The following is a 24,534-nucleotide window of genomic DNA, read 5'->3' as shown; positions in this document are numbered from 1 at the left end:
TTCCGTTATTTTTGCCATATCCAGACAGCGGCCCTGCCACGGCGCGACAAGGGTCTGCCGGGTTTTCGGGGAGATTAAGGTCGCACCGGAAAGGGTAATGGTATGAATGGTGAAACAGGGTCCGGAGCCGGTAACAGGCAGCGGTCTGGCGGGCGCGGGACGAGGAATACTCCGCTCCAGCTCCTCACGCTGTTGCTGGTTCTGTAATAAAAGCTGCTGCTGTTGCTGCTGGATGGAATCGCGATCGGCTGGAGACAAGGGGGCAGCGTTAGCGCTCGCTGAAAAAAGCGCAACCGATAAGATAAAAATAATATAATTTGCTAATGAAATTATTCTCTTTTTTATTTTATTGCTATTCATCCATGCCACAAAATTATTCGCTATTAATATTTTCGAAATATAAGAGCATTCTTAATGCGAGTATATCTAATTTGCGTTAGGGCTCATCAAATAAAATATTTTTTTAGAAAAATGAGAGGTCGATTAAGAAAAAATAATAAATTATTTAACTAAGCCTTAAATCTTGAGTTAGCCCAAATAAACTAGCTGTGAAGACGAAAGGTTTTTCTCCATTCCGCAGGGCTCACCCCAAAACGAGCCTTAAACTGCTGTCGCCAGGTGATGGCGGAATTAAATCCCACCAGCTCAGCCACGCGCTCAATCGGCATATTTCCGGCTTCCAGCAGGATCTGGCTGCGCCGCAGGCGTTCGGCGGTCAGCCAGTCGGCGACGCTCATCCCCGTAGCGTTAACAAAATGGCGGGTCAGGGTGCGGCGGCTCATCGAGACGACCTCCGCCAGCGAGTCCAGACTATGCGGTTCGGTGATGTGCTGCTGAAGATAGTCGATCAGGCAGTTAATGCGTCCGTCGCGGGTATCTTTGGGAACCGGCTGGGCGATGAACTGCGCCTGACCGCCCTCGCGGTGGGGCGGTACAATCATACGGCGGGCAATCTGGTTGGCGACCACGCTGCCAAAGCGCTGGCGAATGATATACAGGCAGCAGTCCAGCGCGGCGGCAGTCCCGGCAGAGGTAATGATATTGCCGTCATCCACGTAAAGGGCATTAATATCCAGTCGAACGTTCGGGAAGAGGGACTGAAACTGACGTTCGAACTCCCAGTGGGTGGCCGCACGCTTACCGTCGAGGATCCCCGCCCAGGCCAGCACAAACGACCCCAGACACAGCCCGACGATTTCTGCGCCGCGGTCTCTCGCCTGCACCAGGCTGTCGAGCAGCGACTGCGGCGGGCGTTCAAGAACGTGCTGCCAGTAGGGAACGACAACAATATCGGCCTGCCCAATGGCGGTAAAATCCTGCGTGGCGTTGAGGGCAAATCCGTCTTTTGAGGTGAGGAATCCCGGCGTTTCGGCGCAGATCGTCACGTTAAAGCGCTTTTCTCCGGAGACCGAGTCGCCAAACAGAATGCAGGGAACGGAGTAGTGGAACGGGCTGAACCCGTCTACCGCGACAATCGCGACGTTGGCTAGCGGCATTTGTCTCTCCTTTCCCTTTTAGATACTCAGAATATAACGGTTTCGCCATCCAGGGGAATGCTCACTGCGTCACTCACCTGGTTGGCTTCAACGTACTCACGCAGCGCGCTGCGGGTTAACAGGCAGTGGTTAATGGCTTCCATATGGCTCGCCACAATTTTGGCCTGCGGCAGCAGGAAATGGACGTTGAGCACGTCCTCCTGCCCCATAATAATGGGCCCAAAGCCAATGACGTGAGCATAGCCGGCGTTCAGCACCACCACGTCCGGCTGATGCTTTTGCAGATCGGCCGCCACTTCGTCACGCCAGACGGTATCCCCGGCAAGATAGAGCGTCTTCTCATCAGGATGGCGGAGCACCACGCCACAGGCCTCGCCCAGCCGCTCCGCCAGTTCGGGCACGGCGTAAGCGCGATCGGTCCCGTGCTGCCCGCCGTGGGTTTTCGTAATCTGAATATCGCCGAAGAAGGTCGCGTCGGTCATGATCGTCAGGTTGCTAAACCCCTGGCTGCGCAGCAGCGCGGCGTCACGTTCGTTTTGCACGTAGATCGGCTTATCTTTGGCGATCAGCTCTGCCGCGGCGCGATCCCAGTGATCGTCATGAGTATGGGTGACGATCACCGCGTCGGCGTCCAGCAGCGTGTTGACGTCAACGGGGAGTTCAACCGTCGGGTTACGGCGTTCGGCATACGCCGTGCCGGGAAAGCCCGGATAAGCGCCCTTAGGGGCCAGCATCGGGTCGATTAAAAGACGTTTTCCGGCGTAGGTAATCAGCTGGGTGGCGTTGCGAATGTGGGTGATGTTCATGGGCTATCCTCCGGTTGGTGTGATAAGGAGGATAGCCAGCCGTCGCGCGTCATGCTGTGGGTTAAAGGGCGATTACCGATGGAATCGGGCCAATTTAAGCAAACCTTTTTCCATCAGATTGTTTACCAGCCTGGCACCGCCCCACCGTTAAAGATCGTCTCCGCCGCTTTCGCCACTTCAGGCGACTGATACGACTGGATAAATTCCTTCACGTTCTCGGCGTCTTTGTTGTCTTCGCGCGTCACCACGATGTTCACGTACGGCGAGTTTTTGTCTTCGATAAAGACGCTGTCATGCACCGGCGACAGCCCGGTTTGTTGGATATAGGTGGTGCTGATGATGGCGACATCGACTTTCGGGTCGTCCAGCACGCGCGGCAGCTGCGCCCCTTCGAGCTCCATGATTTTCAGCTGTTTAGGGTTGGCGGTAATATCCAGCGCCGTTGGCAGCAGCCCGGTGTCCGGCTTCAGGGTGATGAGCTTCTCTTTTTGCAACAGCAGCAGCGCGCGGCCGAGGTTGGTCGGGTCGTTTGGAATGGCAATGGTCGCCCCGTCCTTCAGATCAGAGACGGATTTGATTTTGCGGGAATAGCCAGCCATCGGGAAAACAAAGGTGTTCGCCACGGCCACCAGCTTGTAGCCATGCGCCTTGTTATCCTCTGCAAGGAACGGGCGATGCTGGAAGACGTTGGCATCCAGTTCCCCCTGGTTGGTGGCATCGTTAGGCAACAGCGAGCCGCTGAAGCCTACCAGCTCCACGTCCAGGCCATATTTCTCTTTTGCCACCTTTTTGGCGACTTCCGCCACGTCCTGCTCGGCGCCGTTGATGACGCCGACTTTAATGTGTTTGGCATCGTTGCCACTTTGATCGCACCCTGCCAGCAGCAGGCCAGCCAGTACCAGAGCACCCAATCGACGTTTCACAAGACAGTTCCTTTTGCTGAATGTTGTAGTGACTATATCGACAACGAGGCGGTGAAATAAAAACCGAAAAAGAATCAATAAGAAGGATAAGTTATATGCGGCTATGGCCGGGTGGCGCTGCGCTTACCCAGCCTACGGATTCAAAGCTTAAAGGGCTTTCGCCAGGTAATGTCGCTGCATGCCCGGATAAGGATAATCCTGCAAAGACATTTGCAGCTGGTACCCCTGTTTTTCATAGAACGGCCGCGCCTGGAAGCTGACGGTATCGACCAGCGCGTGCTTGCAGCCTTTGCGTCTGGCTTCCTCTTCGGCCGTTCTGATGAGCTGGCTGCCAACGCCGGATCCGCGCACGGTCTCGCTCACCCAGAGATAGTCGATATTCAGCCAGTCGCCTTTACGCACACCGATTAACCCGCCCAGCATGGCGCCATTATCGTCACGCACGTAAACGCCAACGTCGCCGCTAAAGGTCGCCATATCCAAAAATTGCGCGTTGTAGGCACGCAGCCCAACGAATAACTCTTCTTTTTCCTGCTGCGTAACCGTATTGGTAATGCTCAGTTGCATGACGTTCTCCCTGTTTTTGTGTGCTGTTTGACTATCTCACAGATACTTTACGGAGAAAATTCATACTTTCGGCTGGCGTCGCTACACTGAATGTAACGATATATTTCATGGGAAGCCTGTGACGTCAAAAGGGGATTGTTGATGAAAGCTGCACACCTTGTCTGCCTGCTGGTTTGTCTGCTGTTCGCCGCGTTTGTCCATGCTCAGGAAAAGGACGATCCCGCGAAAGAGGCGCAAATAAAACAGCAGGTCCTGAAAGATATTAAGAAAACCTGTACGCCACAGAAAAAGCAGAGCGATAAAGCCTGGCAGGAGATGATTTTGTCGTCCGAGGCCAATCAGCTGCTAATCAAAAATGCCATTACCGCCGTGAAGCGCGACAACCTGGACGCCTACTGGGGGGCGATTGGTCAGGTGGACTGTATGGAAGATTATTGAATGCTGCTTGCCGGGTGGCGCTGCGCTTACCCGGCCTGGAAAATATGTTTAACGCTTACGCACATCCGGAATAATTAAATCTCCGCGCAGCACATACGAGCCCAGCATCTGCGTTTTCTCCGTCAGCCAGCTCACGATACGCGCCGCCATGGCATCCATGGAATATTCAATCGCCGGGATCACCGGAATACCCGGCAGGTGCAGCGATCCGGCAAGGCTAAAGACCATGATGTCATCCGGCACCGATTTATTAAACGCCTGCAGCTGCGGGATCACCCGCTGGGCTTCCTGCTCGTCCGCCACCAGCAGCGCGTTGAAGTTCAGCGTGCTGGCGTTATTAAGCAGCTCCTGCAGCGCAACGGACGAAGACGTCGCGTCCATAAAGACCAGGTTGCGATTAAAGGGCAGGAAATTTTTCTCCAGCGCGTGCTTGTAGCCGAGCAGCACCTGGTCGGCAAAACCGCTGCCGTGGGGGTGGATCAGCGCAATCTGGCGACGCCCCTGGCTGGTGAGATAGTTACAGGCAGTTTCTGCGGCAAAAGCGTGATCGAACTGGATGCTGTTGGAATTATCAGAATCCATGCAGTCCACCAGAATGACGTTGTCCATGTCGACGTCCAGCGGGAAACGGGCGCCGATCACCAGGATGTCATCACAAAGCCCGCAGGAAAGTTCTTCAAGGGCGTTCATCACTTCCGCTTTGCTGTGCGCGAAACGCAGCAGCAGGTGTTTTTGATGCTGGCTGAGCTGTTTTTCCAGCGCGTACAGATAACCGGTGGTCTGGTTAATATTCTCCTGCGCGCAAATGACCCCAATGCAGCCCGTCGACTGGCTCAGCAGCGACTGGGCAATCACGTTGGGACGATAGTTCAGCTCATCCACAGCTTTCAGAACGGCCTGACGGCTGGCTTCCTTAACGCCACGCGACCCACTCAACACTCGCGAAACCGTGGCTTTAGACACCCCGGCAAGACGTGATACATCATTGATTGTCGACATCTTTTTCCCCTGGCAGGCTTACCTCGCGCCTGCAAATTCCATCACCGCTTCGGCTCACATTATAGCCAGAACGGAGTATATCCGTTTCCGTTTTCCATGGAAACCGATTTTCCGTTTCCACTCAAAATGCTGTCAAACCAGCCAAATTATGTGACACACATCCGGTTAATTAGCCTCATAAGTATTGGATCTTGATGGCTATCACAGTTCTGCTTTTTATAAATGGAAACCGGTTTCCGTATAATGTCCAATCATCCTCGCAATAACTTTTTACATTTAGAGGATGGTTGTCGATGTTCAAGATTATGCTGTGCTGCTCTGCCGGGATGTCCACCAGCCTGTTGGTCAGCAAAATGGTCGATGTCGCGAAAGAACGTGGTTTGCCGGTGAAGATTGATGCGTACGGTGTTTCCGAATTTGATACGCAGTTTCCGCAATACCAGGTTGTCCTTCTCGGACCGCAAGTGAAATACATGTTACAGACACTCTCAGACAAGGCGGCGACGCATGGCATTCCGGTACAGCCCATCGACATGATGGACTACGGCATGCAGCGTGGCGATAAAGTACTGGACTATGCTCTGTCGCTCATCGAAGCGGCACACTAAAAGGTGTTCACATGAGTTCGTTATATCAATCCATGGTCGCGGTGATTGAGCAGTCAATTACCCCGCTGGCCGCGAAGCTCGGCCAGCAAAAGTATGTGATTGCCATCCGCGACGGCTTTACCGCCGCGCTGCCGTTCATGATCATCGGCTCGTTTATGCTGGTGTTCATCTTCCCACCGTTCTCGGCGGATACCACCAACAGCTTCGCCCGCGGCTGGCTGGATTTCTCCCAGACCTACCGCGAGCAGCTGATGCTGCCGTTTAACCTCAGCATGGGCGTTATGACCTTCTTCATCTCGGTGGGGATTGGGGCGAGCCTGGGACGTCAGTTTAACCTCGACCCGGTGATGTCCGGCCTGCTGGCCTTTATGGCCTTCCTGCTGGTCGCCGCGCCGTATGCCGATGGCAAAATCTCGACCCAGTATCTCTCCGGTCAGGGCATCTTCACCGCGCTGATCACCGCGATTTACGCCACCCGCGTTTACGCATGGCTGAAGCAGAACAATGTCACCATTCGTCTGCCGAAGGAAGTGCCAACCGGCGTGGCGCGCTCGTTTGAGATCCTGATCCCGGTGATGGTGGTGATCGGCACGCTGCATCCGCTGAACCTGTTCATTGAAGCGCAGACCGGGATGATTATCCCGCAGGCGATTATGCACCTGCTGGAGCCGCTAGTGTCCGCCTCTGACTCCCTGCCCGCCATTCTGCTCTCCGTGCTGCTGTGCCAGATCTTCTGGTTTGCGGGTATCCACGGCTCGCTGATCGTTACCGGCATCATGAACCCGTTCTGGATGGCAAACCTCTCGGCAAACCAGGCGGCACTGGCAGCAGGCGCGGCGCTGCCGCACGTTTACCTGCAGGGCTTCTGGGATCACTACCTGCTGATTGGCGGCGTCGGCTCCACACTGCCGCTGGCGTTCCTGCTGCTGCGCAGCCGCGTTACCCACCTGCGCACCATCGGCAAAATGGGCGTTGTGCCAAGCTTCTTTAACATCAACGAGCCAATTCTGTTCGGCGCGCCGATCATCATGAACCCGATGCTGTTTATCCCGTTCGTGTTCGTTCCGCTGGTCAACGCCTGTCTGGCGTACGCGGCAACCAAGCTCGGCTGGCTGGCACAGGTTGTGTCATTGACCCCATGGACTACCCCTGCACCGATCGGCGCCTCGTGGGCGGCGAACTGGGCGTTGAGCCCGGTGGTGATGTGCCTGGTCTGTATGGTGATGTCCGCGCTGATGTACCTGCCGTTCCTGCGCGCCTATGAGCGTACGCTCATCAAAAACGAAGAGCAGAAGGCCCAGGCAACCGTCGGTGCCGCCGAGACCGCCAGCAATTAAGTCAAAGAGGAAGAGTCATGAAATACGCATTTCCCGATAACTTCTGGTGGGGCAGCGCAAGCTCCGCTCTCCAGACGGAAGGGGCAAGAGAGGGGGAAACCACGTGGGATTACTGGTTTGCCCGCGAGCCGAACCGTTTTCACAACGGCGTGGGGCCACAGCAGACCTCCACGTTTTATCAGCACTGGAAAACGGACATTCAGCTGTTGAAACAGCTGAACCACAACAGCTTTCGCACCTCGATTAGCTGGGCGCGCCTGATCCCCGACGGTATCGGTGAAGTGAACCCGGACGCGGTCGATTTTTATAATCAGATCATTGACGAGCTGAACGAACAGGGTATCACGCCGTTTATCACTCTGTTCCATTTCGACATGCCGATGGCGATGCAGGAAATAGGCGGCTGGGAAAACCGCGACGTGGTGGACGCGTACGCCCGTTACGCGCAGATTTGCTTCGAGCTGTTCGGCGATCGCGTGCTGCACTGGTTTACCTTCAACGAGCCGATCGTGCCGGTGGAAGGCGGTTATCTGTACGACTTCCACTACCCGAACGTAGTGGATTTTCGTCGGGCAGCCACCGTGGCGTATCACACGGTGCTGGCCCATGCGAAGGCGGTTCAGGCCTACCGCGCCGGGCACTACGCGGGGGAGATCGGCATCGTGTTGAACCTGACGCCGTCGTATCCGCGCTCGCAGAACCCGGCAGACGTGAAGGCGGCGCACGTTGCGGATCTGATGTTTAACCGCAGCTTCCTTGACCCGGTCCTGCGCGGCGAATACCCGGCGGATCTGGTGGCGCTGCTAAAATCCTACGATCAATTACCCTCCTGCAAGCCGGAAGATGGTTTCCTGATTGCGGAAGGGAAAATCGATCTGCTCGGCATCAACTACTATCAGCCGCGTCGCGTGAAGTGTCGCGACAGCGCGGTGAACCCGCAGGCGCCGTTTATGCCGGAGTGGTTCTTTGATAATTACGAGATGCCGGGCCGCAAGATGAATCCGCACCGCGGCTGGGAAATCCACGAGCCGGGTATCTACGATATTCTGATTAACCTGCGCGACAACTACGGCAACCCTCGCTGCTTTATTTCCGAAAACGGCATGGGCGTCGAAAATGAGCAGCGTTTTATTGAAAATGGTCAGATTAACGATCAATACCGCATCGAGTTTATTTCCGAACATTTAGCCTGGCTGCATAAAGGGATTAGCGAAGGGTGTAATTGTCTTGGCTACCATATGTGGACGTTTATAGATAACTGGTCGTGGTGCAACGCGTATAAAAATCGCTACGGATTTATCCAGCTCGATTTAGAGACGCAGAAACGCACCATTAAGAAAAGCGGGGAGTGGTTTGCCGCCACCGCGTTAAATAATAGTTTTGAAAAAGAGTCATGATTATGATCGCATTAGAAGAAGCCGTAATGGAAATTATCGTCAATGCCGGGCAGTCCCGCAGCCTGTGCTTTGAAGCCCTGCACGCCGCGCGTCAGGGAAACATTGACGAGGCCAAAAGCCTGCTGCGCGAAGCCGATGGCTACGCGCGCCAGGCGCACAAGATGCAGACCAAACTGATCGAGCAGGATGCGGGCGAAGGCCGTCAGCCGATGACGTTAATCATGGTTCACGCGCAGGATCACTTAATGAATTCCTTATTAGCACGTGAATTGTCCGAAGAAATTATTCATTTATATCAGAGATAGCCTATGTCGAAATAAATTAATGTAACACCTCTGTACCTAAAACTAGAAATCCACTTGTTCTGATGATAGCGACATATTCTGTCAGATCGGAGCGGGATGGTTATTGTCTGAATAAAATTAAACTATATTGAGATAACCATGAATACGATTAAAAAACTTCCATTAACCATGGCGGTTATCGCCGCGCTTTGCCCAATTTCCGTGCTCGCACAGGAATTCACGCAGGAACAAATCGACGCCATTGTGGCGAAAGCGGTGGATAAAGCCCTGGCTGAACGTCAGGCCAAAATGGATGCTGCCGTCGCGAAAAAAGCGGACGTGGTGACCGAGCCGCAAAGCGCGGCGCAATCTCCGGATATGGCGATTCCGTTTGGGGTTAAATTTACCGGCTACGCCCGATACGGCGCGCACTTCCAGGCCGCCGATCAGAAATACGTGGCGGTGGACGGTTCATACAACGGCGCGTCCGCCATTGGTCGTCTGGGCAACGAAGGCAACGGCGGGGAATTCCAGCTTTCCAAGGCCTTTAAAGGCGAAAACGGCGCCATCTGGGATATCAACGTGATGATCGACCACTGGGGCGACGAAGTTAACCTGAAAAAAGCCTACGCAGGGGTGACCAACATTATGGCCTCCAACCCGAACGCCTATTTCTGGGCCGGTCGTGACTTCCACCAGCGTCCGCAGCAGGGCATCAACGATTACTTCTGGATGAACCACGACGGCCAGGGCGCCGGGGTGAAGAACTTCGATATCGGCGGCGTGCAGTTTGACGTCGCCGCCGTGGCGGCGGTGGAATCCTGTAGCCCGGAAGTGATGGAAGATGAAGCCAACCCGTCGCGCATCACCTGTACCGGCGGGTCCGGCACGGGCGACAAAGGCAACTACGCCGCGACCTCAAAAATCCACGGCATGAAGCTCGGCCCGATCGACATGGAGCTTTACGCCAACTACGGCTTTGACTCCAAAGCGGTGGAGAGCGACGAACGTCTGAACGCGTGGCAGGGCGGCGTGGTGCTGAGCCACACCAACGACAGCGGCGTGAACAAGGTGATCGCCCGCTACTCCGATAATTCGGACAACAGCGTGTTCAATAAAACCGAAGACCTGACCACGGTCTACGCCAGTTTCGAAGGGCTGTACAAATTCACCCAGGCCACGCAGGTGGAGTACATCCTCGCCTTCCACGACTACGACAACAGCCGCGATAAGACCGATAACCGTAAGAACTACAACGCCATCGTGCGTCCGATGCACTGGTGGAACGACGTTCACTCCACCTGGCTGGAAGCAGGCTGGCAGCACGTTGACTACGACAACGGCGGCGACAACAGGGGCTGGAAGCTGACCCTGTCGCAGAACATGTCTATCGCCATGGGGCCAGAGTTCCGTCCGATGCTGCGCTTCTACGTGACCGGCGGCAAAGTGGATAACGCACGCACCGCGCGCGTGAACAACACCAAAGACGAAACGCTCGACGACTTCAACGTCGGCGCGATGTGGGAGGCGTGGTTCTAGTACAGCGCCGTTTGTTTCGCCCGGCGGCGCTGCGCTTGCACGGGCCTACAAGGTTTTGTAGGCCGGGTAAGCGTAGCGCCACCCGGAAAGATCCCATGTTATGCTAGAAAAAAACCAACATAACAGGGGAGAAAATGGGTTCTACACGTAAAGGGATGCTGAACGTCCTGATCGCCGCCGTTTTATGGGGCAGTTCCGGCGTTTGCGCGCAGTACATCATGGAGAAAAGCCACATTTCTTCGCCTTACCTGACCATGGTTCGCCTGCTGTTTACCGGCGTGATCCTGCTGACGCTCTCCTTCGTTCACGGCGACAAGATTTTCTCGGTCATCAAGCATCGCAAAGACGCCCTCAGCCTGCTGTTTTTCTCGCTGGTCGGCGCGCTCACCGTGCAGCTCACCTTCCTGCTGACGATTGAAAAATCCAACGCCGCGACCGCTACCGTTCTGCAGTTTCTGTCGCCAACGATTATCGTGGCCTGGTTCGCGCTGGCGCGGAAAAAGCGCCCCGGCGTGTTTGTTTTATCCGCGATTGTGACCTCGCTGGTCGGAACGTTCCTGCTGGTCACCCACGGCGACCCAACCTCGCTCTCCATCTCGCCTGCCGCACTGTTCTTCGGCATCGCCTCGGCGTTTGCCGCCGCATTTTACACCACCTATCCGTCATCGCTTATCGCCCGCTACGGCACATTGCCGATTGTCGGCTGGAGTATGTTGATTGCCGGGTTAATGCTGACGCCGTTCTACGCCGGGCGCGGGACGACCTTCGTCATTGACGGCAGCCTGCTGCTGGCGTTTTTCTATCTGGTGGTGATTGGCACCGCGCTGACGTTTAGCCTGTATCTGAAAGGCGCGCAGACGATAGGCGGGCCGAAGGCGAGCATTCTGAGCTGCGCCGAGCCGCTGAGCAGCGCGCTGCTGTCGGTGGTGTTGCTGGGCGTGGCGTTCACCCTGCCGGACTGGCTGGGGACGCTGCTGATCGTGTCGTCGGTTGTACTGATTTCGATGGATTCAAGAAGACGGGTGAGGACATCGGCGTGATCTACGAATAATAGTGATAGCGGCACATTAAAATAGTAAGAGCGCTATCTGACACCCCGTAAACCAGACGATCGGTATCATTGATTCGACGGGACCAGTATCCGGAAAGGTTACCTTTAAGGGGTTCCGGCTTACCCAGGCCATCGAAAGGTTGAAGCTTCGCATCTTCAATCAATTTATTGATTCTGCGAAGCGTTTTCTTGTCCTGCTCCTGCCACCACAGGTAATCATCCCAGCCGTTATCAGTCCAAATCAGTAGCCTGGTCATCTATCAGATCCCTCTGCGTGGTTTTTCCGGTATTTGCCTGTGCGATTGACTCCATCAGTCGGCTGGCGTTAGCAGGCGAACTCATCAGATGGATGGTTTCCATCATCGAGTTGTAGTGCTGCAGAGACATAACCACCGCGTCCCCCCCGTTTCGGCGGCTGATGATGGTTGTCTCCACGTTGTCATTCACGTCGTCCAACACATCTTTGAGTCGGCTTCGTGCTTCGGTAAACGTCACAACCTGCATATTCCCTCCTGTACAAGTTACGGTACAAGTATATCGATGAAGTGACTATTTATCAATCAACGTGCTTTAACCTTGCCCGCCACCAGCAGCGCGGTCAAAAGCATCAGCGTACCGGAAATCACCAGCGGTGACGTCAGCCCCAGGTGGTCGAGCGCCACGCCGCCAATCGCCGCGCCGCAGGTGTTCGCCAGCTGGATCACCGCCACCTGAATCGACCCGGCTTTTTCAGCCTGATCGGCAAGCGAGCGGGTGATCCACGTCGACCAGCCCACCGGCACCAGCGCAAAGGCAAAGCCCCAGATAATCGCAATGGCAGACGCGACCCACTTATCGCTGCCCCACAGCACCAGCACCGCGGCGCTCACGGCCAGCACCAGCGGCGCACCCGCCAGCGCCACCTTCAGGGAGCGCTTCAGGAACTGGGACGAAAGCGACGTACCGACAAAGCTGGCGATACCGAAGCTCAGCAGCACCAGCGTCAGGCCGTCTACGTCAAAGCCCGCCATAGTCATAAACACCGGGCGGATATAGGTAAAGAAGGCAAACTGCCCGGCAAAGGACATAAAGATCGCGGTCATCCCCGCCAGCACGCCGGGACGCTTCAGCAGGCTGAACATGTTCTGTTTGTGGTGCGCCGCTTCGCCCGGCAGGGACGGCAGCGCCTTCCACACCCAGATAACGCAAAGCACGCCCATAACCGCCGCCGCATTAAAGACGTTACGCCAGCCGATAATCCCGCCCAGGAAGCTGCCCAGCGGCGCGGCAATCACCAGCGCGATGGAGACCGCGCCAAAGATGACGGACAGCGCTTTCGGCACGGTGCGCGCAGGCACCAGGCGCATGGTCAGCGAGGCGGACATCGCCCAGAAGCCGCCGAGCCCCAGACCAAGACAGGCGCGACCGAGCAGCAGCAGGGTGAAGCTTTCCGCGAAGGAGACCAGCAGGCAGGAGAGCGTCAGCAGCACGCTGAACAGAATGACCACTTTGCGGCGGTCGATAGTGCCAATCACCTGGGTGATAAACAGGCTGGCAAACATCGCCACAAACGCGGTGACGGTAACGGACTGCCCCGCCACGCCTTCGGAAATGCCCAGGTCCTGCGCCATCGGTGTCAGCAGGCTCACCGGCAGAAACTCAACGGTAATCAGGCAGGCGACGCAGAACGCCACGGAGAAAACCGCCGACCAGTTGGGGCGTGAAACCTCTTTGGTCTGCGGTCTGGTCGTGGGCTGGATATGTTCTGTCATGGCGTCACCTGAAGATAAAAACGTGCGGAAAAGTCGCGCAGTTTATCATCAAAAGTGTGACGGATTTAACGTTTAGACAACTTTTGTGGTTTTTAGAGGGGATCAGTGCAGATAAAACACGCCCTCTTCCGGCAGGAAGAGCTGGTTATAGCGTAGCTGGAAGGCGTTCAGCTCCTGCGGATCGGGCTCCATCTCGCGCATAAAGCCAAGCGCCAGACGAATTTGCGCATCGGTAATGGGTGCGGCAAGGCGGGCTTTTCGCAGCATGCGGTGCCAGGCGTGCAGGTTCTCCTCGCTGGCGTCGACAATGCAGACCTGCCAGATCAGCAGCACCTGCGCGGCGTTTTGCAGATGCGCTTCGTCCGGGCGCTCAAGGTAGCGGATAAACTCATTGCCCGGCATTTTGCCGAACTGATCGATCATCGACTCAACCGGCATCGGGGTGATGCCCAGACGCTCGCTTAAACGTTTGATGGCGCGGCGGGAGTCTGAGGTCAGGACGCGAAATCCCACCACAAACACCACGGCAAGCGTTGCCAGCATTATCCAGACCATGCGTTCTCCTTTGACTAGCCGATCATCATAGCGGGAAACGCACGGCGTCAACAGCGGGCAGAACCAGAATAGTGCACTGAAAAGACGTCGCGGGACGGGGGATAAGGTATTAATGCCGTCGGCGGAAATAAAAAAGCCCGGCATCACACACCGGGCAAAGACGTTACCTGCACACTCAGGCTGTTTTTAATTTCTGCGCACGATTCTCACGGCGAATTTTACGTTCCTCCAGTACCGCGACCATCGCCATCAGGACGATACAGCCGATCGCTGCCGCATCCAGCGCCGCGAAGGTGCCCGCCCAGCCGGTGAGGCCGAAAATTGGCGTACCGTCAGCGATCATCCCCAGACCCAGCTTGGCGAAGCTGTCGCCAATCAGATAGGCGAAGGTGCCTTTAATCCCATCGGCAGCGCCGATCGCTTTTTTCGGTACGAAGCCCACTGCCGCCACGCCGATCAGCAGCTGCGGACCAAACACCAGGAAGCCGAGCGCGAACAGGGATGCGAGGTAAACGTACTGGTTGCTGGCATGCTGGTAGACGCCAAGTGTGGCGATAATCAGCGCCAGCGCGACGCAGGCCACCAGCGCACGACGGCCGTTGGCGAGGTCAGAGAGCCAGCCCCACAGCAGGGTGCCCACAAGCGCGCCCACTTCGAACAGGGTGAAGCCCTGAATCGCCACCTCTTTAGAGAGCTTAAGCTCCTGGAAGGCGTACACGGTGGACCACTGGTCGATGCCGATACGCACCACGTACAGGAAGATGTTTGAGAAGCACAGCAGCCAGATCACTTTGTTTTTCAGCACGTACTCAACAAAGATCTGCCATTTGGACATCTCGTTCTCTTCGGTCTCTTTGTCCTCTTCGCTGATCTCTTCCCCGAACAGCTCTTCGGCTTTGCCGAGGCCGTACGATTCCGGGGAGTCGCTGCCGTAGCGCAGGCCAATAAAGCCGACAATCAGGGCAATAATCGACGGGAAGATAAACATGCCGATCACGTGGCCGTCGAACAGGTAGTTTGCGCCAAACAGCGCCACGCCTGCCGCACCCGCTCCGCCGAGGTTGTGGGAGATGTTCCACATGCCGAGGTACGAACCACGCTTGCGGCGCGGGGTCCACTTGGTGATGGTGGAGTAGCTGCACGACCCGCCGGTACTCTGGAAGAAGCCGCTCAGGGCGTAGAAGGCGATCATCAGGAACAGGCTGACAGACCCTGCGCCCATGCTGGCGCTGAAGCCGAGCATACAGATGGCGGAGAGGATCAGCATAAACGGCAGGAACTGCTTGGTGTTTTTGCCGTCCGCATAGTAGGACACAACCGTTTTTCCCACGCCGTAGGTGATGGAGAAGCCCAGGCCAATCATCCCCAGCTGCGTCATGCTCAGCCCGTAGGTGGAGATCATGTCGTTCTGCGCGATATTAAAGTTTTTGCGGATCAGGTACATGGTCAGGTAGCCGATAAAGACCACCAGATAGGACTGCATGAACGGTTTGAACCACATTTTGCGCCGCACGTCGAGCGGCAGATCCAGGGTCGGCTTGCGCACCTGGTTGAGGAAGGCCAGCATGGTTTGCTCCTGAGCTGATTTTTACCTGCGAATGGCAGGCATTGTAAAAATCAGCCAGGAGAGATGCCTGAGACAGCGTCCAGGTAAAACCGGGAAAATTTCTTAGTTTTACGCCACTCGAGCCAGAAAGGTGAGGCGCATCACGCTTCACCCATCTCGCGTGGGGCCTGCGCGTGCAGGAAAGGCAGCAGCAGCAGGGCGGAAATTCCCGCCGCGATGGCGATCACCGCGAAGAAACCGCTCCAGTGCCAGATATCGATCACCCGCGCCAGCGGCCAGCCGGAGAGCGATGCGCCAAGGTAGGCAAACAGCCCGACAAAGCCCGTCGCCGCGCCTGCCGCCTCTTTGTGGGAACACTCCGCCGCTGCCATGCCGATGAGCATCTGCGGGCCAAAGACGAAGAAGCCGGTGGTAAAAAAGCACGCCGCCTGCATCACGTAGCTGGCGAAAGGCATCAGCCACAGCGAGCCGACGGAGAGCAAAATTCCGGCGGCAAAAATCAGGTTCATCGGGCCGCGGTTGCCGTTGAACAGCTTATCCGAACCCCAGCCCGCTACCAGCGCGCCGATAAACCCGCCCAGTTCGAACATCGTCACCGCCGAGTTAGCGGTGACCAGGTCCACGCCGAGCGTCTCGGACATGTACAGATTGCCCCAGTCGTTGATAGCCGCGCGCACCACGTAGACCAGCACGTAGCAGAGCGACAGCAGCCAGATGTACGGGTTTTTCAGCACGTATTTGGTGAGGATCTCCTTATGGGTCAGCCCCGCCCCCTCCTGCTGCTGGGCAATCTCCATTTCGTCGTGCCGCCAGTCGCCCACCGCAGGCAGGCCAACGGTTTGCGGCCTGTCGCGGAGGCGCCAGCAGAGGAACAGCCCGGCGAGAATGGCGAGGCCACCGGCAATCATCATCCCCGCGCGCCAGCCGTAGTGCAGCGCCGCGGCGCCGACCACCATCGGGATCAGCGCCCCGCCGACGTTATGCGCGGTGTTCCAGACGGCCCACCAGCCGCCGCGCTCGTTGCGCGAGTACCACGCCGTGAGCAGGCGGGCGCAGACCGGCGCGCCCCAGCCCTGGAAAAAGGCGTTCAGCGCCCACAGCAGGGCGAAGGCCCAAAGCGATGTGGAGAAACCAAACAGGATGTTCACCACCCCGGTCGCGATCAGCCCAACGCCCATGAAATAGCGGGCGTTAGAGCGGTCGCTAACAATACCGGAGAAGAACTTCGACAGGCCGTAGGTGATGTAAAACAGCGTTGCCAGCAGGCCGATATCGGTGCGCGTCATCACGCCGCTGGCGAGGATCTCCGGCGCGGCGGCGTTGAAGCTTTTGCGGGTGAAGTAGAACAGCGCGTAGCCGAGCCAGATAGTAATCAGGATATGACGTCGCCAGTAGCGGTATCGGGCGTCGATTTCCGCTTTGTTGCTTAATGGGGCTGCGCTGGCTGGGGTTTTAAACATGATGCGTCCTTAACGGCAAACTGACGCTGACGCGCGTCCCGTGGGTACAGGAAAGGTTCAGCGTGCCGCCCAGCGCCTTGACGCGCTCGCGCATGCCCGCCAGGCCAAAGCCCTGCTGGCCGGAGCCCGGCGGCAGGCCGCAGCCGTCGTCTTCAATCACCAGCATCAGGCGCTCGTCCTGCTGCCAGCCCTGTATCGTGACCGCGCTGGCACTGGCGTGCTTGACGATATTGTTCAGCCCTTCCTGACAGACGCGGAACAGGGTTACGCGCTGGCCTTCGCTCAGCGCAGGTTCGCTAATGCGCCAGTCGAGATGGCTGACAATGCCGCGGCTTTCCAGCTCCATCTCGCGCATCAGGGAGCGTACCGCCTGCTCCAGCGACAGGTCGTCAAGCTGGCGCGGCCGCAGCCTGCCGAGCAGGCGTCGCACCGAGTCATACACACCCAGCGAAAGCTGTTCAATATGCGCCCCGCCCTGCTTCACGCCCGCATTTTCCGCCGCAAGACGCTGGACAATGCCCGCCTGGGTGCGGATGGCGGTGATCGTCTGGCCGATATCATCGTGCAGCTCGCGGGCCACCTCCTGCCGCACGCTCTCTTCCGTCTCCAGCAGGCGTTCAGCCAGACGGCGGTTGCGCGCCAGCTCGGTCTGCAGGGACTGGTTCAGCTCGCGCAGTCGCTGAATGCCCGCGCCCAGCAGCAGCCCGGTCAGGCTCTGGGCCAGCAGTGAGAGCAGCAAATCCACCGGATGGTCGTGCCAGGTCTGGCTGGCGATCAGCGCGATGGCGTTCATCAGGGTGGCGATCAGCGCCCCCTGCCAGCCGTAGTGCCAGGCCAGAGCAATAATCGGCAGCGCAAGGCAAAACGGCGTGAAGCGTGAAAGCTCGGCGGGCAAACCCAGCTGAAGCCAGAGGCTCACCACGAACAGCAGCAGATACCAGATGAGATGCCGGGCGCGCCAGTTCACCGGTTGGGAAACCAGCCCCGGGCCGAGCGGCTGCCAGACGGTGCTGGTGAGGTAGTGCCAGATCACGAGGCAGGTGGGTGCCAGCGTCAGGCCACCGGTGAGGGTCAGCAGCAGGGCGTTGAGCATCTCCTTGTCGCCAATCCACGGCAGGGACTGCAGCAGTGCGGCGGCAATCAGCGCCGCACCCTGCCGCAGCAGGGTGCGCCAGTCGCGCTGGTAACGATAGCGGGAAATGAGGGCAACCGGGAGAAGCGTGAGCAGGCTTCCGGTCATCAATAAGGGAAGATGCGCGAGGGCAACCTCCTGAGCCAGCCAGACCAGCATCAGCCACTCTGCCCCGAGCAAAACGGGCCAGTAGCCGCGCGGGCATTGCAGCATCAGCCCCAGACGCAGGCCGAATGGAAACAGCAGCACCGCCAGTTCAGGACGTTCCACCAGATGCAGGCTGATGCTCCACAGGCAGAACCACGCGGCAGAGAAGATAAAAAAGCTGGCAACGACGGCGATCAGCCGTGAAAAAGCGGAACTCATTGCCAGCTGTCGAACATGCGGCGCGCCAGCTCGACGTCGTTATTGACGTTGAGTTTTTCCAGCAGGTTGGCGCGATGGACATGCACGGTTTTTGGCGACAAATCCAGCTCAGCCGCAATCTCTTTCACCGACATCCCCTGCGCGAGCTTCTCAGCCACCTGACGCTCGCGTCTGGTGAGCGGATCCTGCCTGCCGGCCGCCAGCTTGATGGCGATATCCGGCGTCAGGTAGCAGCCGCCGGTGGAGACGGTGCGCACGGCGGCAATCAGCTCGTCCGGGCTACAGCGTTTGGAAAGGAAGCCGCGCGCGCCCGCGTTAAGCGCCTGCTCGACCAGCGCCGAGCTGTCGTGAACCGACAGCATGATCGTCGCCATCCCTTTCGGCAGCTGGCTTAACAGCTCCAGCCCGGAGAGATCCGGCATCGAGATATCGCAGATACAGACCTGCACCCCGCGACCCGGCAGGCCCACCAGCGCCTCGCGACCGGAGCCAAACTCGGCCACCACCTGAAAATCCGGTTCGAGGTTCAGAAGCTGGGCAAATCCGGAGCGGACAATAAGGTGGTCGTCGATAAGGGCGATGGTGGTCATGGCGCGTTCCTGGCGGGCGGATAAAAAAACGCGCCTACCTTAACGATAAGCGCGCGGGTGTTCAAGCAATGAGCGATCTATTCGAAAAACACCGCAATTTTGTTAAACATGGTGGGATCGGACTGGTTGCGCGCCACGTTGGTGACGTCCTCCAGCTTGTCGATCTGCGCCATCATCTGCTCCAGACGCTGGTCATCGTTCACCAGGAGCCAGATGCGGCTGTGCTCGCTGCCCTGAATCGGCAGACAGAGAATGCCTTCCACGTTAAACGCGCGGCGGGCAAACAGCCCGCAGACGTGAGTCATGACGCCGGGATGGTTGCGGACGGTGAGTTCCAGAATGACGTTATCGTGTTGTTTCTGCATGGCTTATTCTCCCACCATCTCAGTATTTGCCGCACCCGGCGGCACCATCGGATACACTTTTTGTTCAGGGTCGATACGGACGTGGATCAGCGCCGGGCCCGGACGAGAAATCGCCGCCTGCAGCGCCGCGTGGGCATCCTCTTCCGCGTTCAGATCGCAGGTGTGCAGGCCAAAGCCGGCAGCAATCTGCATAAAGTTAATCATCCCCGGATAGGTCGCCGCAAACACGCCCTGCTTGTAGAACAGGCTCTGCTGCTGGTGGACCAGGCCAAGCGCCTCGTTGTTCATCAGGATGATTTTCACGTCTAACTGGTTTTCGGCCGCGGTCGCCATTTCCTGAATGTTCATCATCAGGCTGCCGTCACCGGAGAAGCAGATGACCTTGCGGTCCGGGTTGGCGAGTGCTGCACCGACCGCCGCAGGCAGGCCGAAGCCCATGGTTCCCAGACCGCCGGAGGTCAGCCACTGGCGCGGACGGTTCAGCGGATAGGCCTGGGCGGTCCACATCTGATGCTGGCCGACGTCGGTGGTGATAATCGCGCTGTCGTCGACGCAGGCGGCCACGGCGTTGATCAGTCCGTAGTGGCTCAGCGGATCGCCTTCGGTTGGGATAGCGCCCGGGAACTCACGCTGCAGATCGGCCACCAGCTGACGCCAGTCGGCGCGATCGGTCGCATCCGTTTGCGGGATCAGCTGCGTCAGTACTTCCGCCACATCCCCCTGAATCGCCACGTGTGGCTGTTTGATTTTGCCGAGCTCAGCGCGATCGATATCCACGTGAATGATTTTCGCGTTCGGGCAGAACTGCTCGGTTTTGCCAATCGCCCGGTCATCAAAACGCGCGCCCATAACAATCAGCAAATCAGCCTCTTGCAGGATGTAGTTGGTGCTGCGCGCGCCGTGCATGCCCAGCATGCCCAGGGACAGCGGGTGCGCTTTTGGCAGCATGCCCAGCGCCATCAGGGTCATGGTAGTCGGCAGGTTGGCTTTTTCTGCAAACTCGCGGATTTCATCTGCGCCGTTAATCGCCCCGCCGCCCAGATAGAGCACCGGGCGTTTGGCGGCGTTAATCATGGCGGCAGCGTCGCGCACGCTCTCAGCGCTGAATTCCGGCGCGGGGGCTCGCTCACCCGGCTCCGGCAGAACGTCGATCTCGATCTCTGCGGTCTGGACATCCTTAGGAATGTCTATCCACACCGGGCCCGGGCGGCCGGACTGCGCAATGCGGAACGCATCGCTGATAACCTGAGGAAGCTCGCTGATATCGCGAACTAAATAGTTATGTTTGGTGATGGGGATAGAGATGCCGTAGGTATCCACTTCCTGGAACGCATCGGTGCCGATCATCGAGGACGGTACCTGGCCGGTGATGCAGATCAGCGGAATGGAGTCGAGGCGCGCGTCGGCGATGGCGGTCACCAGGTTGGTTGCGCCCGGCCCGCTGCAGGCCATACAGACCGCCGGTTTACCCTGGGTACGCGCCATGCCCTGAGCGATAAAGCCTGCCCCCTGCTCGTGGCGCGCCAGCACGTGGCGGATCTGCGTGCTTTGGCTTAACGCATCGTACAGCGGCAGCACCGTGCCGCCGGGGATGCCCGCAACCGTGGTAATGCCCTGTCGCTCCAGCAGATGAACGATCAGCTGCGCGCCGGTAAAACGCGTCTTGGTGGATGTTGTGCCCGAACTTGCCATGCTCCAGTCCTTTTCTTCTGGGCCGACTTTCCGGGGAGGGTCCTAAACGAAAAACCCCGCCCGGTTTGCGCCGGCGGGGTTTTGGATTCGTGTGTTGATCCAGTCCCTACGGCGCATTGCCGACGACCACCACCACACGCACGACGACCACTGCGGCTGGTTGCGCAGTTTTTAGTAGGGTCGAAGTGAAGATGGATGAAGTCATTGGGGACCTGTGTTTGGATTCATTGATTGAATTTATACAAACACAGGTTTTCGGGCGTGACAATGGAAAAATTTTCATCTGCGCAAAAATGCGTCAGGGATCACGTTTCGTTTGTTGGGTTTGCTCTCCGTTTTCACCTCTCAAATTTGCCCTAAACACTATTAGGTTCAGTCACATATTAATTTCTTATGAAAATCTGAAAATAGCGGCTCGAGGGTATTGTCGCAGGCTTTATGTGGTTATGATTTTTCGAACCTAAGAACAACTACAAAAATACTAGAGCGTGCCGAGGGATAAAGGCAGGTGTTAAGGAAGACAACATGAATAAGTTTAACACAATGCTTTTCGCGGCTTTGCTTTTACTGGCGGGATGCGACCAGCCCGTAAAAACGGAACCAGCCCCGCCCGGCGGAGGCGGAACCATTGAAGCCATTAACCACACCAGCTGGGCCATCAACCGCTTCAGCGTTAACGGGCAGTCCGGCCTCGATATTATCGGCCCGTATTCGGGTGGAGGTGGAGGATGCTGCTTTGGCGTGAGCGGGCCGTGGACGCCCGGAATGACGGTGCAGGTTGACTGGGAAACGGGCGTCGCGTTTGCCAGCGATGTGCCTGAGATCCCGCAGCCTGATGAACCAGATACCACCGGGATGAACCGGGATGAGCGTTACAAGGCATGGCAGGAATATGCAGATAAACGCCGTGAGTGGCGAGCAATAATCAAAGGGTTTAATAAAAAACATACTCAAAGCGTTCCGGTCCCCGATTACACCGGCCAGAAAACCTGCGGTATTACCGTTCACTTCCTGCCCTGTGACCAGGTGAAGGTCACCACCAGCTGTGCCGACTACGGCAGCCCTGATTATCCCGTCAAAGACCCCGTGCATATGGAGAAGCCCAAAGTATGTCCAAACTGAACCCTGATAATGTCTGGTACCCTCCTGAGTTTCCGGAAAGAGGTAGATTACCTAGTACTAGATCTCACTTTGGGCAAAACTGCAGGGAACAAGGCAGTCTGGAAACGCAATACCACAACCAGCTTTGCACGGCTGCCAACCGACGCGTCTTGCCTCCCTGCTGTAAAACGCTCCATATCAGCCTTTTCTTTGACGGTACGGGCAACAACATGAATCATGACCTCTATGAATCGACCCCGCCTCATCCGACCAATATCGCTCGCCTGTTCCGTTCCACCATAGGACAAGGCTATGCAGGGGGAACCGGCGCGCATAACGCAGAGCTGGTCGATCAGGAAGGCGTCGCGCGCAACCAGTATTACAAATACTATATTCCCGGCGTGGGGACGCCTTTTCCGGAGGTGCTGGATCTCGACTTCAGTGATGCAGGCCTGAAATACGCAGCTTACGGCGAGGAGCGCATCAACTGGGGTCTGCTTCGGCTGGTAGACGCTCTGCGACGTACGCTTGGGCTTGGCAAGCTGAGCGATGAGGAAAACTGGCACTCCATTCAGGCTATGGCCACCAACTACTCACACTCCAACGTTCACGGAGAATACCTCCGCCACAGAGAGCTTTTCCGGCTGTTAAACGGGTTGGGTAAAACGCTGGAGACCGCGTTAACGCAGCCAACGCCAGGCACCTCTAAGCTGCTGGGAATCAAGCTCTATGTTTACGGTTTCTCGCGCGGAGCGGCCTCGGCCCGGGCCTTTGTTAACTGGCTTAACGCCCTGCTTTCGCCTTCCCGAGCAGGGGCCTTACAACCTTTTTACCTGGCGACAAAACAGGGTGAAATTCCGATTAGCATTGAATTTTTAGGTTTGCTGGATACGGTCGCTTCCGTAGGGATTGCCCATATTGCCCCGGTAGCGGAAGGTCATATGGGCTGGGCCGACGGAACGATGGAATTGCCGGACAATGCGCTGATTAAGCGCTGCGTGCATCTGGTTTCGGCTCACGATCAGCGGTTGTGCTTCCCACTCGATTCAATCTGTCGTGCTGACGGGCGATATCCTGAATATGCCGTAGAGGTGGTTTATCCTGGCATGCACTCTGATATTGGGGGCGGGTACCCACCAGGCGATCAGGGGAAAGCAAATGCTAATGTCGATGATTTCTTATTATCACAGCTTTGTTTAAACGACATATACGCAGCAGCCTTTACTTCAGGTGCCCCATTAAAAGTCCAAAAAGAGTCGCTCCCTGAAGATTTACAAAAAGATTTATGGAGAATTATGCCAGAAGCCCTGGTTGACGAATTTAGTACTGACCCCTTACTAATCCAACGCTTCAACGCCTGGCGCCAGCTCACTCTTGATTTACCTCCTTCCGAAAGTGGCGTTCCCGATGAACAGGCAACCCTCTACTCCCCCGTTCGCGCTCGAGTCAATATCATCGAAGCGCTTGAAAACCAAATCGGCTGGATAACCGCCTGGCGCATCAATCGCTACGCCCAGGAAACATTCCGGAGCCAGCGCTTTTATCACGACGCCGCAGCCAATAATCAAAATCAGGATAACGATCCTGGTAAAAGGGCGGAACGGGAAAGAGAACGCGAAAAATTACAAAAAGATGCAGAAAGAGAGCGAATTAAACAGCTCGGTAGCCACCCGCAGGGTCAGTTTGTGATGCTTAAGACAGGCTCTAAAGACTTTGATGCCTTGCTCGGACAAACACAGCTTTTACAGGCCGCATTCGAGTTCAAAGAGGACTATCAGGACGTTTCTCGTACTCAGGCAAAAAGCACAACCTACGCCGTACTCGATTACTTCAAAGGTTTTGTTTTTGCCTTTAACCAGGATGACATTCCTGTTGAGTTTAAAAAGATCAAAGAGGCAGGGAAACAACACCTGGAAACACTGTTTCCACCACAAGGGGAACAGAGCAATGCCAATGAACCCTCAGGACTAACAAGAGCGCTTTTTGATGATCAAATCCATGATTCCCGCGCCTGGTTTATGCACAGCGCGTTGGGCTCGCGCGAACCCTGGGGCAGTTATTTTATCTACCGTATGATCTATTTCGGCGAAGCGACGAGTAAACAGGTTAAGCCACTCTCCATGCTGGGCTATGTTGCGGGTCTGGGTTACCCCATCTCAACGCACGAGGTCCAGTTTCTTATTGAATTGCAAAATATCGGGCAGGGGCCATCTGCCCCCGTCGAACAACACATTTCTGTCCTTGATGCCAGCACGGGATATCCGCTGGGGGTACTGCAGGATAAAACCCGGCAAATACCCTGCGTTCACTACCCTGCCGCAGCCCTGGCAGAGTGTCAAAAAACGGAGGAAATGGCCTTTGAACAAAAGAGAGCCGCAATACGGTCTTACGTTGAAAATATGAATTATTCAGACTGACAGAAAACAAAAAACCCCGCCGGAGCGAGGTTTTTATCAGGGTTTTGCGGTTGGTTGCCGCAGAACACACTGTGTTACGTCAACGCAAAAAGT

At 56.8% G+C, this 24,534-nt stretch carries 25 protein-coding genes and 1 pseudogene; 9 read left to right on the top strand and 17 right to left on the bottom strand.

Going from position 1 to position 24,534, the window contains the following annotated elements; translation table 11 throughout:
- From F0319_RS16670 to F0319_RS16650, 5 genes and pseudogenes are all read right to left on the bottom strand, one after another.
- Positions 1 to 360: pseudogene (locus tag F0319_RS16670) on the bottom strand (POTRA domain-containing protein); the annotation flags it as partial.
- 182 nt (positions 361 to 542) lie between these two features.
- Positions 543 to 1,496 (bottom strand): GlxA family transcriptional regulator, encoded by a 954-nt coding sequence (locus tag F0319_RS16665; protein WP_111964270.1) that lies wholly within the window; start codon positions 1,494 to 1,496, stop codon positions 543 to 545.
- 26 nt (positions 1,497 to 1,522) lie between these two features.
- Positions 1,523 to 2,302, bottom strand: a complete 780-nt coding sequence (locus F0319_RS16660; RefSeq protein ID WP_149367395.1) for an MBL fold metallo-hydrolase — start codon at positions 2,300 to 2,302, stop codon at positions 1,523 to 1,525.
- A gap of 122 nt (positions 2,303 to 2,424) precedes the next feature.
- Entirely contained in the window at positions 2,425 to 3,225 is an 801-nt protein-coding gene (gene nlpA / locus F0319_RS16655) for a lipoprotein NlpA (protein WP_111964268.1), read from the bottom strand.
- 147 nt (positions 3,226 to 3,372) lie between these two features.
- Positions 3,373 to 3,792, bottom strand: a complete 420-nt coding sequence (locus tag F0319_RS16650) for a GNAT family N-acetyltransferase (protein WP_111964267.1) — start codon at positions 3,790 to 3,792, stop codon at positions 3,373 to 3,375.
- Between the two features lie 141 nt (positions 3,793 to 3,933).
- Between F0319_RS16650 and F0319_RS16645 the strand changes: the two genes are divergently transcribed.
- Positions 3,934 to 4,230 carry a YicS family protein gene (locus F0319_RS16645; RefSeq protein WP_023309843.1) on the top strand — a complete coding sequence of 99 codons (297 nt, stop codon included), beginning with the start codon at positions 3,934 to 3,936 and terminating at the stop codon, positions 4,228 to 4,230.
- A 48-nt stretch (positions 4,231 to 4,278) separates the two neighbouring features.
- Here the strand turns inward: F0319_RS16645 and F0319_RS16640 are convergent, their stop codons facing one another.
- Entirely contained in the window at positions 4,279 to 5,229 is a 951-nt protein-coding gene (locus F0319_RS16640) for a LacI family DNA-binding transcriptional regulator (protein ID WP_111964266.1), read from the bottom strand.
- 293 nt (positions 5,230 to 5,522) lie between these two features.
- Between F0319_RS16640 and F0319_RS16635 the strand changes: the two genes are divergently transcribed.
- The 6 genes from F0319_RS16635 (at position 5,523) to F0319_RS16610 (ending at position 11,434) form a co-directional block, all read left to right on the top strand.
- Positions 5,523 to 5,837, top strand: coding sequence for a PTS sugar transporter subunit IIB (locus F0319_RS16635; protein WP_032644367.1), 315 nt, complete (start codon positions 5,523 to 5,525; stop codon positions 5,835 to 5,837).
- A gap of 11 nt (positions 5,838 to 5,848) precedes the next feature.
- Positions 5,849 to 7,174, top strand: coding sequence for a PTS sugar transporter subunit IIC (locus F0319_RS16630; protein WP_023309840.1), 1,326 nt, complete (start codon positions 5,849 to 5,851; stop codon positions 7,172 to 7,174).
- 17 nt (positions 7,175 to 7,191) lie between these two features.
- Positions 7,192 to 8,571, top strand: coding sequence for a glycoside hydrolase family 1 protein (locus F0319_RS16625; RefSeq protein ID WP_149367394.1), 1,380 nt, complete (start codon positions 7,192 to 7,194; stop codon positions 8,569 to 8,571).
- Positions 8,572 to 8,573: 2 nt separating this feature from the next.
- On the top strand, positions 8,574 to 8,876 hold the full coding sequence (locus tag F0319_RS16620; RefSeq protein WP_029741865.1) for a PTS lactose/cellobiose transporter subunit IIA: 303 nt from the start codon (positions 8,574 to 8,576) through the stop codon (positions 8,874 to 8,876).
- A gap of 138 nt (positions 8,877 to 9,014) precedes the next feature.
- The gene (locus F0319_RS16615; RefSeq protein WP_149367393.1) at positions 9,015 to 10,394 is read left to right on the top strand and encodes a carbohydrate porin; all 1,380 of its coding nucleotides are present in this window, start codon (positions 9,015 to 9,017) and stop codon (positions 10,392 to 10,394) included.
- Between the two features lie 134 nt (positions 10,395 to 10,528).
- Positions 10,529 to 11,434, top strand: coding sequence for a DMT family transporter (locus F0319_RS16610; protein WP_111964263.1), 906 nt, complete (start codon positions 10,529 to 10,531; stop codon positions 11,432 to 11,434).
- Position 11,435: 1 nt separating this feature from the next.
- Here the strand turns inward: F0319_RS16610 and F0319_RS16605 are convergent, their stop codons facing one another.
- The 11 genes from F0319_RS16605 to ivbL all read right to left on the bottom strand — a co-directional run bounded on the left by F0319_RS16605 (position 11,436) and on the right by ivbL (position 21,128).
- Positions 11,436 to 11,702: a Txe/YoeB family addiction module toxin gene (locus F0319_RS16605; protein WP_111964262.1), complete on the bottom strand. Its 267-nt coding sequence runs from the start codon at positions 11,700 to 11,702 to the stop codon at positions 11,436 to 11,438.
- Positions 11,677 to 11,949: a type II toxin-antitoxin system Phd/YefM family antitoxin gene (locus tag F0319_RS16600; protein ID WP_041911702.1), complete on the bottom strand. Its 273-nt coding sequence runs from the start codon at positions 11,947 to 11,949 to the stop codon at positions 11,677 to 11,679. Before F0319_RS16600 ends, F0319_RS16605 begins: the two co-directional genes overlap by 26 nt.
- A gap of 56 nt (positions 11,950 to 12,005) precedes the next feature.
- Complete coding sequence (gene nepI / locus F0319_RS16595; RefSeq protein WP_149367392.1) at positions 12,006 to 13,196, bottom strand: purine ribonucleoside efflux pump NepI; 1,191 nt, start codon at positions 13,194 to 13,196, stop codon at positions 12,006 to 12,008.
- 102 nt (positions 13,197 to 13,298) lie between these two features.
- Positions 13,299 to 13,751, bottom strand: a complete 453-nt coding sequence (locus F0319_RS16590) for a DUF1198 domain-containing protein (RefSeq protein WP_115876746.1) — start codon at positions 13,749 to 13,751, stop codon at positions 13,299 to 13,301.
- A 175-nt stretch (positions 13,752 to 13,926) separates the two neighbouring features.
- Positions 13,927 to 15,318: a hexose-6-phosphate:phosphate antiporter gene (gene uhpT, locus F0319_RS16585; RefSeq protein ID WP_023309834.1), complete on the bottom strand. Its 1,392-nt coding sequence runs from the start codon at positions 15,316 to 15,318 to the stop codon at positions 13,927 to 13,929.
- Positions 15,319 to 15,458: 140 nt separating this feature from the next.
- Complete coding sequence (gene uhpC / locus F0319_RS16580) at positions 15,459 to 16,778, bottom strand: MFS transporter (RefSeq protein WP_149367391.1); 1,320 nt, start codon at positions 16,776 to 16,778, stop codon at positions 15,459 to 15,461.
- On the bottom strand, positions 16,771 to 18,276 hold the full coding sequence (gene uhpB / locus F0319_RS16575) for a signal transduction histidine-protein kinase/phosphatase UhpB (protein WP_149367390.1): 1,506 nt from the start codon (positions 18,274 to 18,276) through the stop codon (positions 16,771 to 16,773). Before uhpB ends, uhpC begins: the two co-directional genes overlap by 8 nt.
- Entirely contained in the window at positions 18,273 to 18,866 is a 594-nt protein-coding gene (uhpA, locus tag F0319_RS16570) for a response regulator transcription factor UhpA (RefSeq protein ID WP_149367389.1), read from the bottom strand. Before uhpA ends, uhpB begins: the two co-directional genes overlap by 4 nt.
- Before the next feature lie 77 nt (positions 18,867 to 18,943).
- The gene (gene ilvN / locus F0319_RS16565; protein WP_008500144.1) at positions 18,944 to 19,231 is read right to left on the bottom strand and encodes an acetolactate synthase small subunit; all 288 of its coding nucleotides are present in this window, start codon (positions 19,229 to 19,231) and stop codon (positions 18,944 to 18,946) included.
- 3 nt (positions 19,232 to 19,234) lie between these two features.
- On the bottom strand, positions 19,235 to 20,923 hold the full coding sequence (gene ilvB, locus F0319_RS16560; RefSeq protein WP_149367388.1) for an acetolactate synthase large subunit: 1,689 nt from the start codon (positions 20,921 to 20,923) through the stop codon (positions 19,235 to 19,237).
- Positions 20,924 to 21,029: 106 nt separating this feature from the next.
- A complete protein-coding gene (gene ivbL / locus F0319_RS16555; RefSeq protein ID WP_057979964.1) occupies positions 21,030 to 21,128 on the bottom strand; it encodes an ilvB operon leader peptide IvbL in 99 nt (32 codons plus the stop codon).
- Between the two features lie 320 nt (positions 21,129 to 21,448).
- Here ivbL and F0319_RS16550 point away from each other — a divergent pair, with 320 nt between their 5' ends.
- Together F0319_RS16550 and F0319_RS16545 are read left to right on the top strand one after the other, a co-directional pair.
- A complete protein-coding gene (locus F0319_RS16550) occupies positions 21,449 to 22,045 on the top strand; it encodes a Tli1a family immunity protein (RefSeq protein WP_149367387.1) in 597 nt (198 codons plus the stop codon).
- Complete coding sequence (locus tag F0319_RS16545) at positions 22,033 to 24,441, top strand: T6SS phospholipase effector Tle1-like catalytic domain-containing protein (protein WP_149367386.1); 2,409 nt, start codon at positions 22,033 to 22,035, stop codon at positions 24,439 to 24,441. The genes F0319_RS16550 and F0319_RS16545 overlap by 13 nt, the downstream gene beginning before the upstream one ends.
- Positions 24,442 to 24,534 lie beyond the last annotated feature (93 nt).

Source organism: Enterobacter vonholyi (assembly GCF_008364555.1).
GTDB lineage: Bacteria > Pseudomonadota > Gammaproteobacteria > Enterobacterales > Enterobacteriaceae > Enterobacter > Enterobacter vonholyi.
Note: the sequence above shows the minus strand (reverse complement) of the source record. Positions and strands in the feature narration are given on the sequence as shown.

What these genes read in the sequence shown, in the direction of transcription:
- F0319_RS16640 (WP_111964266.1), bottom strand. Translation starts at nt 5,229, where the DNA reads ATGTCGACAATCAATGATGTATCACGTCTTGCCGGGGTGTCTAAAGCC.
- F0319_RS16625 (WP_149367394.1), top strand. Translation starts at nt 7,192, where the DNA reads ATGAAATACGCATTTCCCGATAACTTCTGGTGGGGCAGCGCAAGCTCC.
- uhpT (WP_023309834.1), bottom strand. Translation starts at nt 15,318, where the DNA reads ATGCTGGCCTTCCTCAACCAGGTGCGCAAGCCGACCCTGGATCTGCCG.
- F0319_RS16635 (WP_032644367.1), top strand. Translation starts at nt 5,523, where the DNA reads ATGTTCAAGATTATGCTGTGCTGCTCTGCCGGGATGTCCACCAGCCTG.
- F0319_RS16545 (WP_149367386.1), top strand. Translation starts at nt 22,033, where the DNA reads ATGTCCAAACTGAACCCTGATAATGTCTGGTACCCTCCTGAGTTTCCG.
- F0319_RS16645 (WP_023309843.1), top strand. Translation starts at nt 3,934, where the DNA reads ATGAAAGCTGCACACCTTGTCTGCCTGCTGGTTTGTCTGCTGTTCGCC.
- F0319_RS16550 (WP_149367387.1), top strand. Translation starts at nt 21,449, where the DNA reads ATGAATAAGTTTAACACAATGCTTTTCGCGGCTTTGCTTTTACTGGCG.
- uhpA (WP_149367389.1), bottom strand. Translation starts at nt 18,866, where the DNA reads ATGACCACCATCGCCCTTATCGACGACCACCTTATTGTCCGCTCCGGA.
- F0319_RS16620 (WP_029741865.1), top strand. Translation starts at nt 8,574, where the DNA reads ATGATCGCATTAGAAGAAGCCGTAATGGAAATTATCGTCAATGCCGGG.
- nepI (WP_149367392.1), bottom strand. Translation starts at nt 13,196, where the DNA reads ATGACAGAACATATCCAGCCCACGACCAGACCGCAGACCAAAGAGGTT.
- F0319_RS16660 (WP_149367395.1), bottom strand. Translation starts at nt 2,302, where the DNA reads ATGAACATCACCCACATTCGCAACGCCACCCAGCTGATTACCTACGCC.
- ilvN (WP_008500144.1), bottom strand. Translation starts at nt 19,231, where the DNA reads ATGCAGAAACAACACGATAACGTCATTCTGGAACTCACCGTCCGCAAC.
- F0319_RS16665 (WP_111964270.1), bottom strand. Translation starts at nt 1,496, where the DNA reads ATGCCGCTAGCCAACGTCGCGATTGTCGCGGTAGACGGGTTCAGCCCG.
- F0319_RS16605 (WP_111964262.1), bottom strand. Translation starts at nt 11,702, where the DNA reads ATGACCAGGCTACTGATTTGGACTGATAACGGCTGGGATGATTACCTG.
- F0319_RS16650 (WP_111964267.1), bottom strand. Translation starts at nt 3,792, where the DNA reads ATGCAACTGAGCATTACCAATACGGTTACGCAGCAGGAAAAAGAAGAG.
- F0319_RS16590 (WP_115876746.1), bottom strand. Translation starts at nt 13,751, where the DNA reads ATGGTCTGGATAATGCTGGCAACGCTTGCCGTGGTGTTTGTGGTGGGA.
- ilvB (WP_149367388.1), bottom strand. Translation starts at nt 20,923, where the DNA reads ATGGCAAGTTCGGGCACAACATCCACCAAGACGCGTTTTACCGGCGCG.
- F0319_RS16615 (WP_149367393.1), top strand. Translation starts at nt 9,015, where the DNA reads ATGAATACGATTAAAAAACTTCCATTAACCATGGCGGTTATCGCCGCG.
- uhpB (WP_149367390.1), bottom strand. Translation starts at nt 18,276, where the DNA reads ATGAGTTCCGCTTTTTCACGGCTGATCGCCGTCGTTGCCAGCTTTTTT.
- F0319_RS16600 (WP_041911702.1), bottom strand. Translation starts at nt 11,949, where the DNA reads ATGCAGGTTGTGACGTTTACCGAAGCACGAAGCCGACTCAAAGATGTG.
- F0319_RS16630 (WP_023309840.1), top strand. Translation starts at nt 5,849, where the DNA reads ATGAGTTCGTTATATCAATCCATGGTCGCGGTGATTGAGCAGTCAATT.
- uhpC (WP_149367391.1), bottom strand. Translation starts at nt 16,778, where the DNA reads ATGTTTAAAACCCCAGCCAGCGCAGCCCCATTAAGCAACAAAGCGGAA.
- F0319_RS16610 (WP_111964263.1), top strand. Translation starts at nt 10,529, where the DNA reads ATGGGTTCTACACGTAAAGGGATGCTGAACGTCCTGATCGCCGCCGTT.
- ivbL (WP_057979964.1), bottom strand. Translation starts at nt 21,128, where the DNA reads ATGACTTCATCCATCTTCACTTCGACCCTACTAAAAACTGCGCAACCA.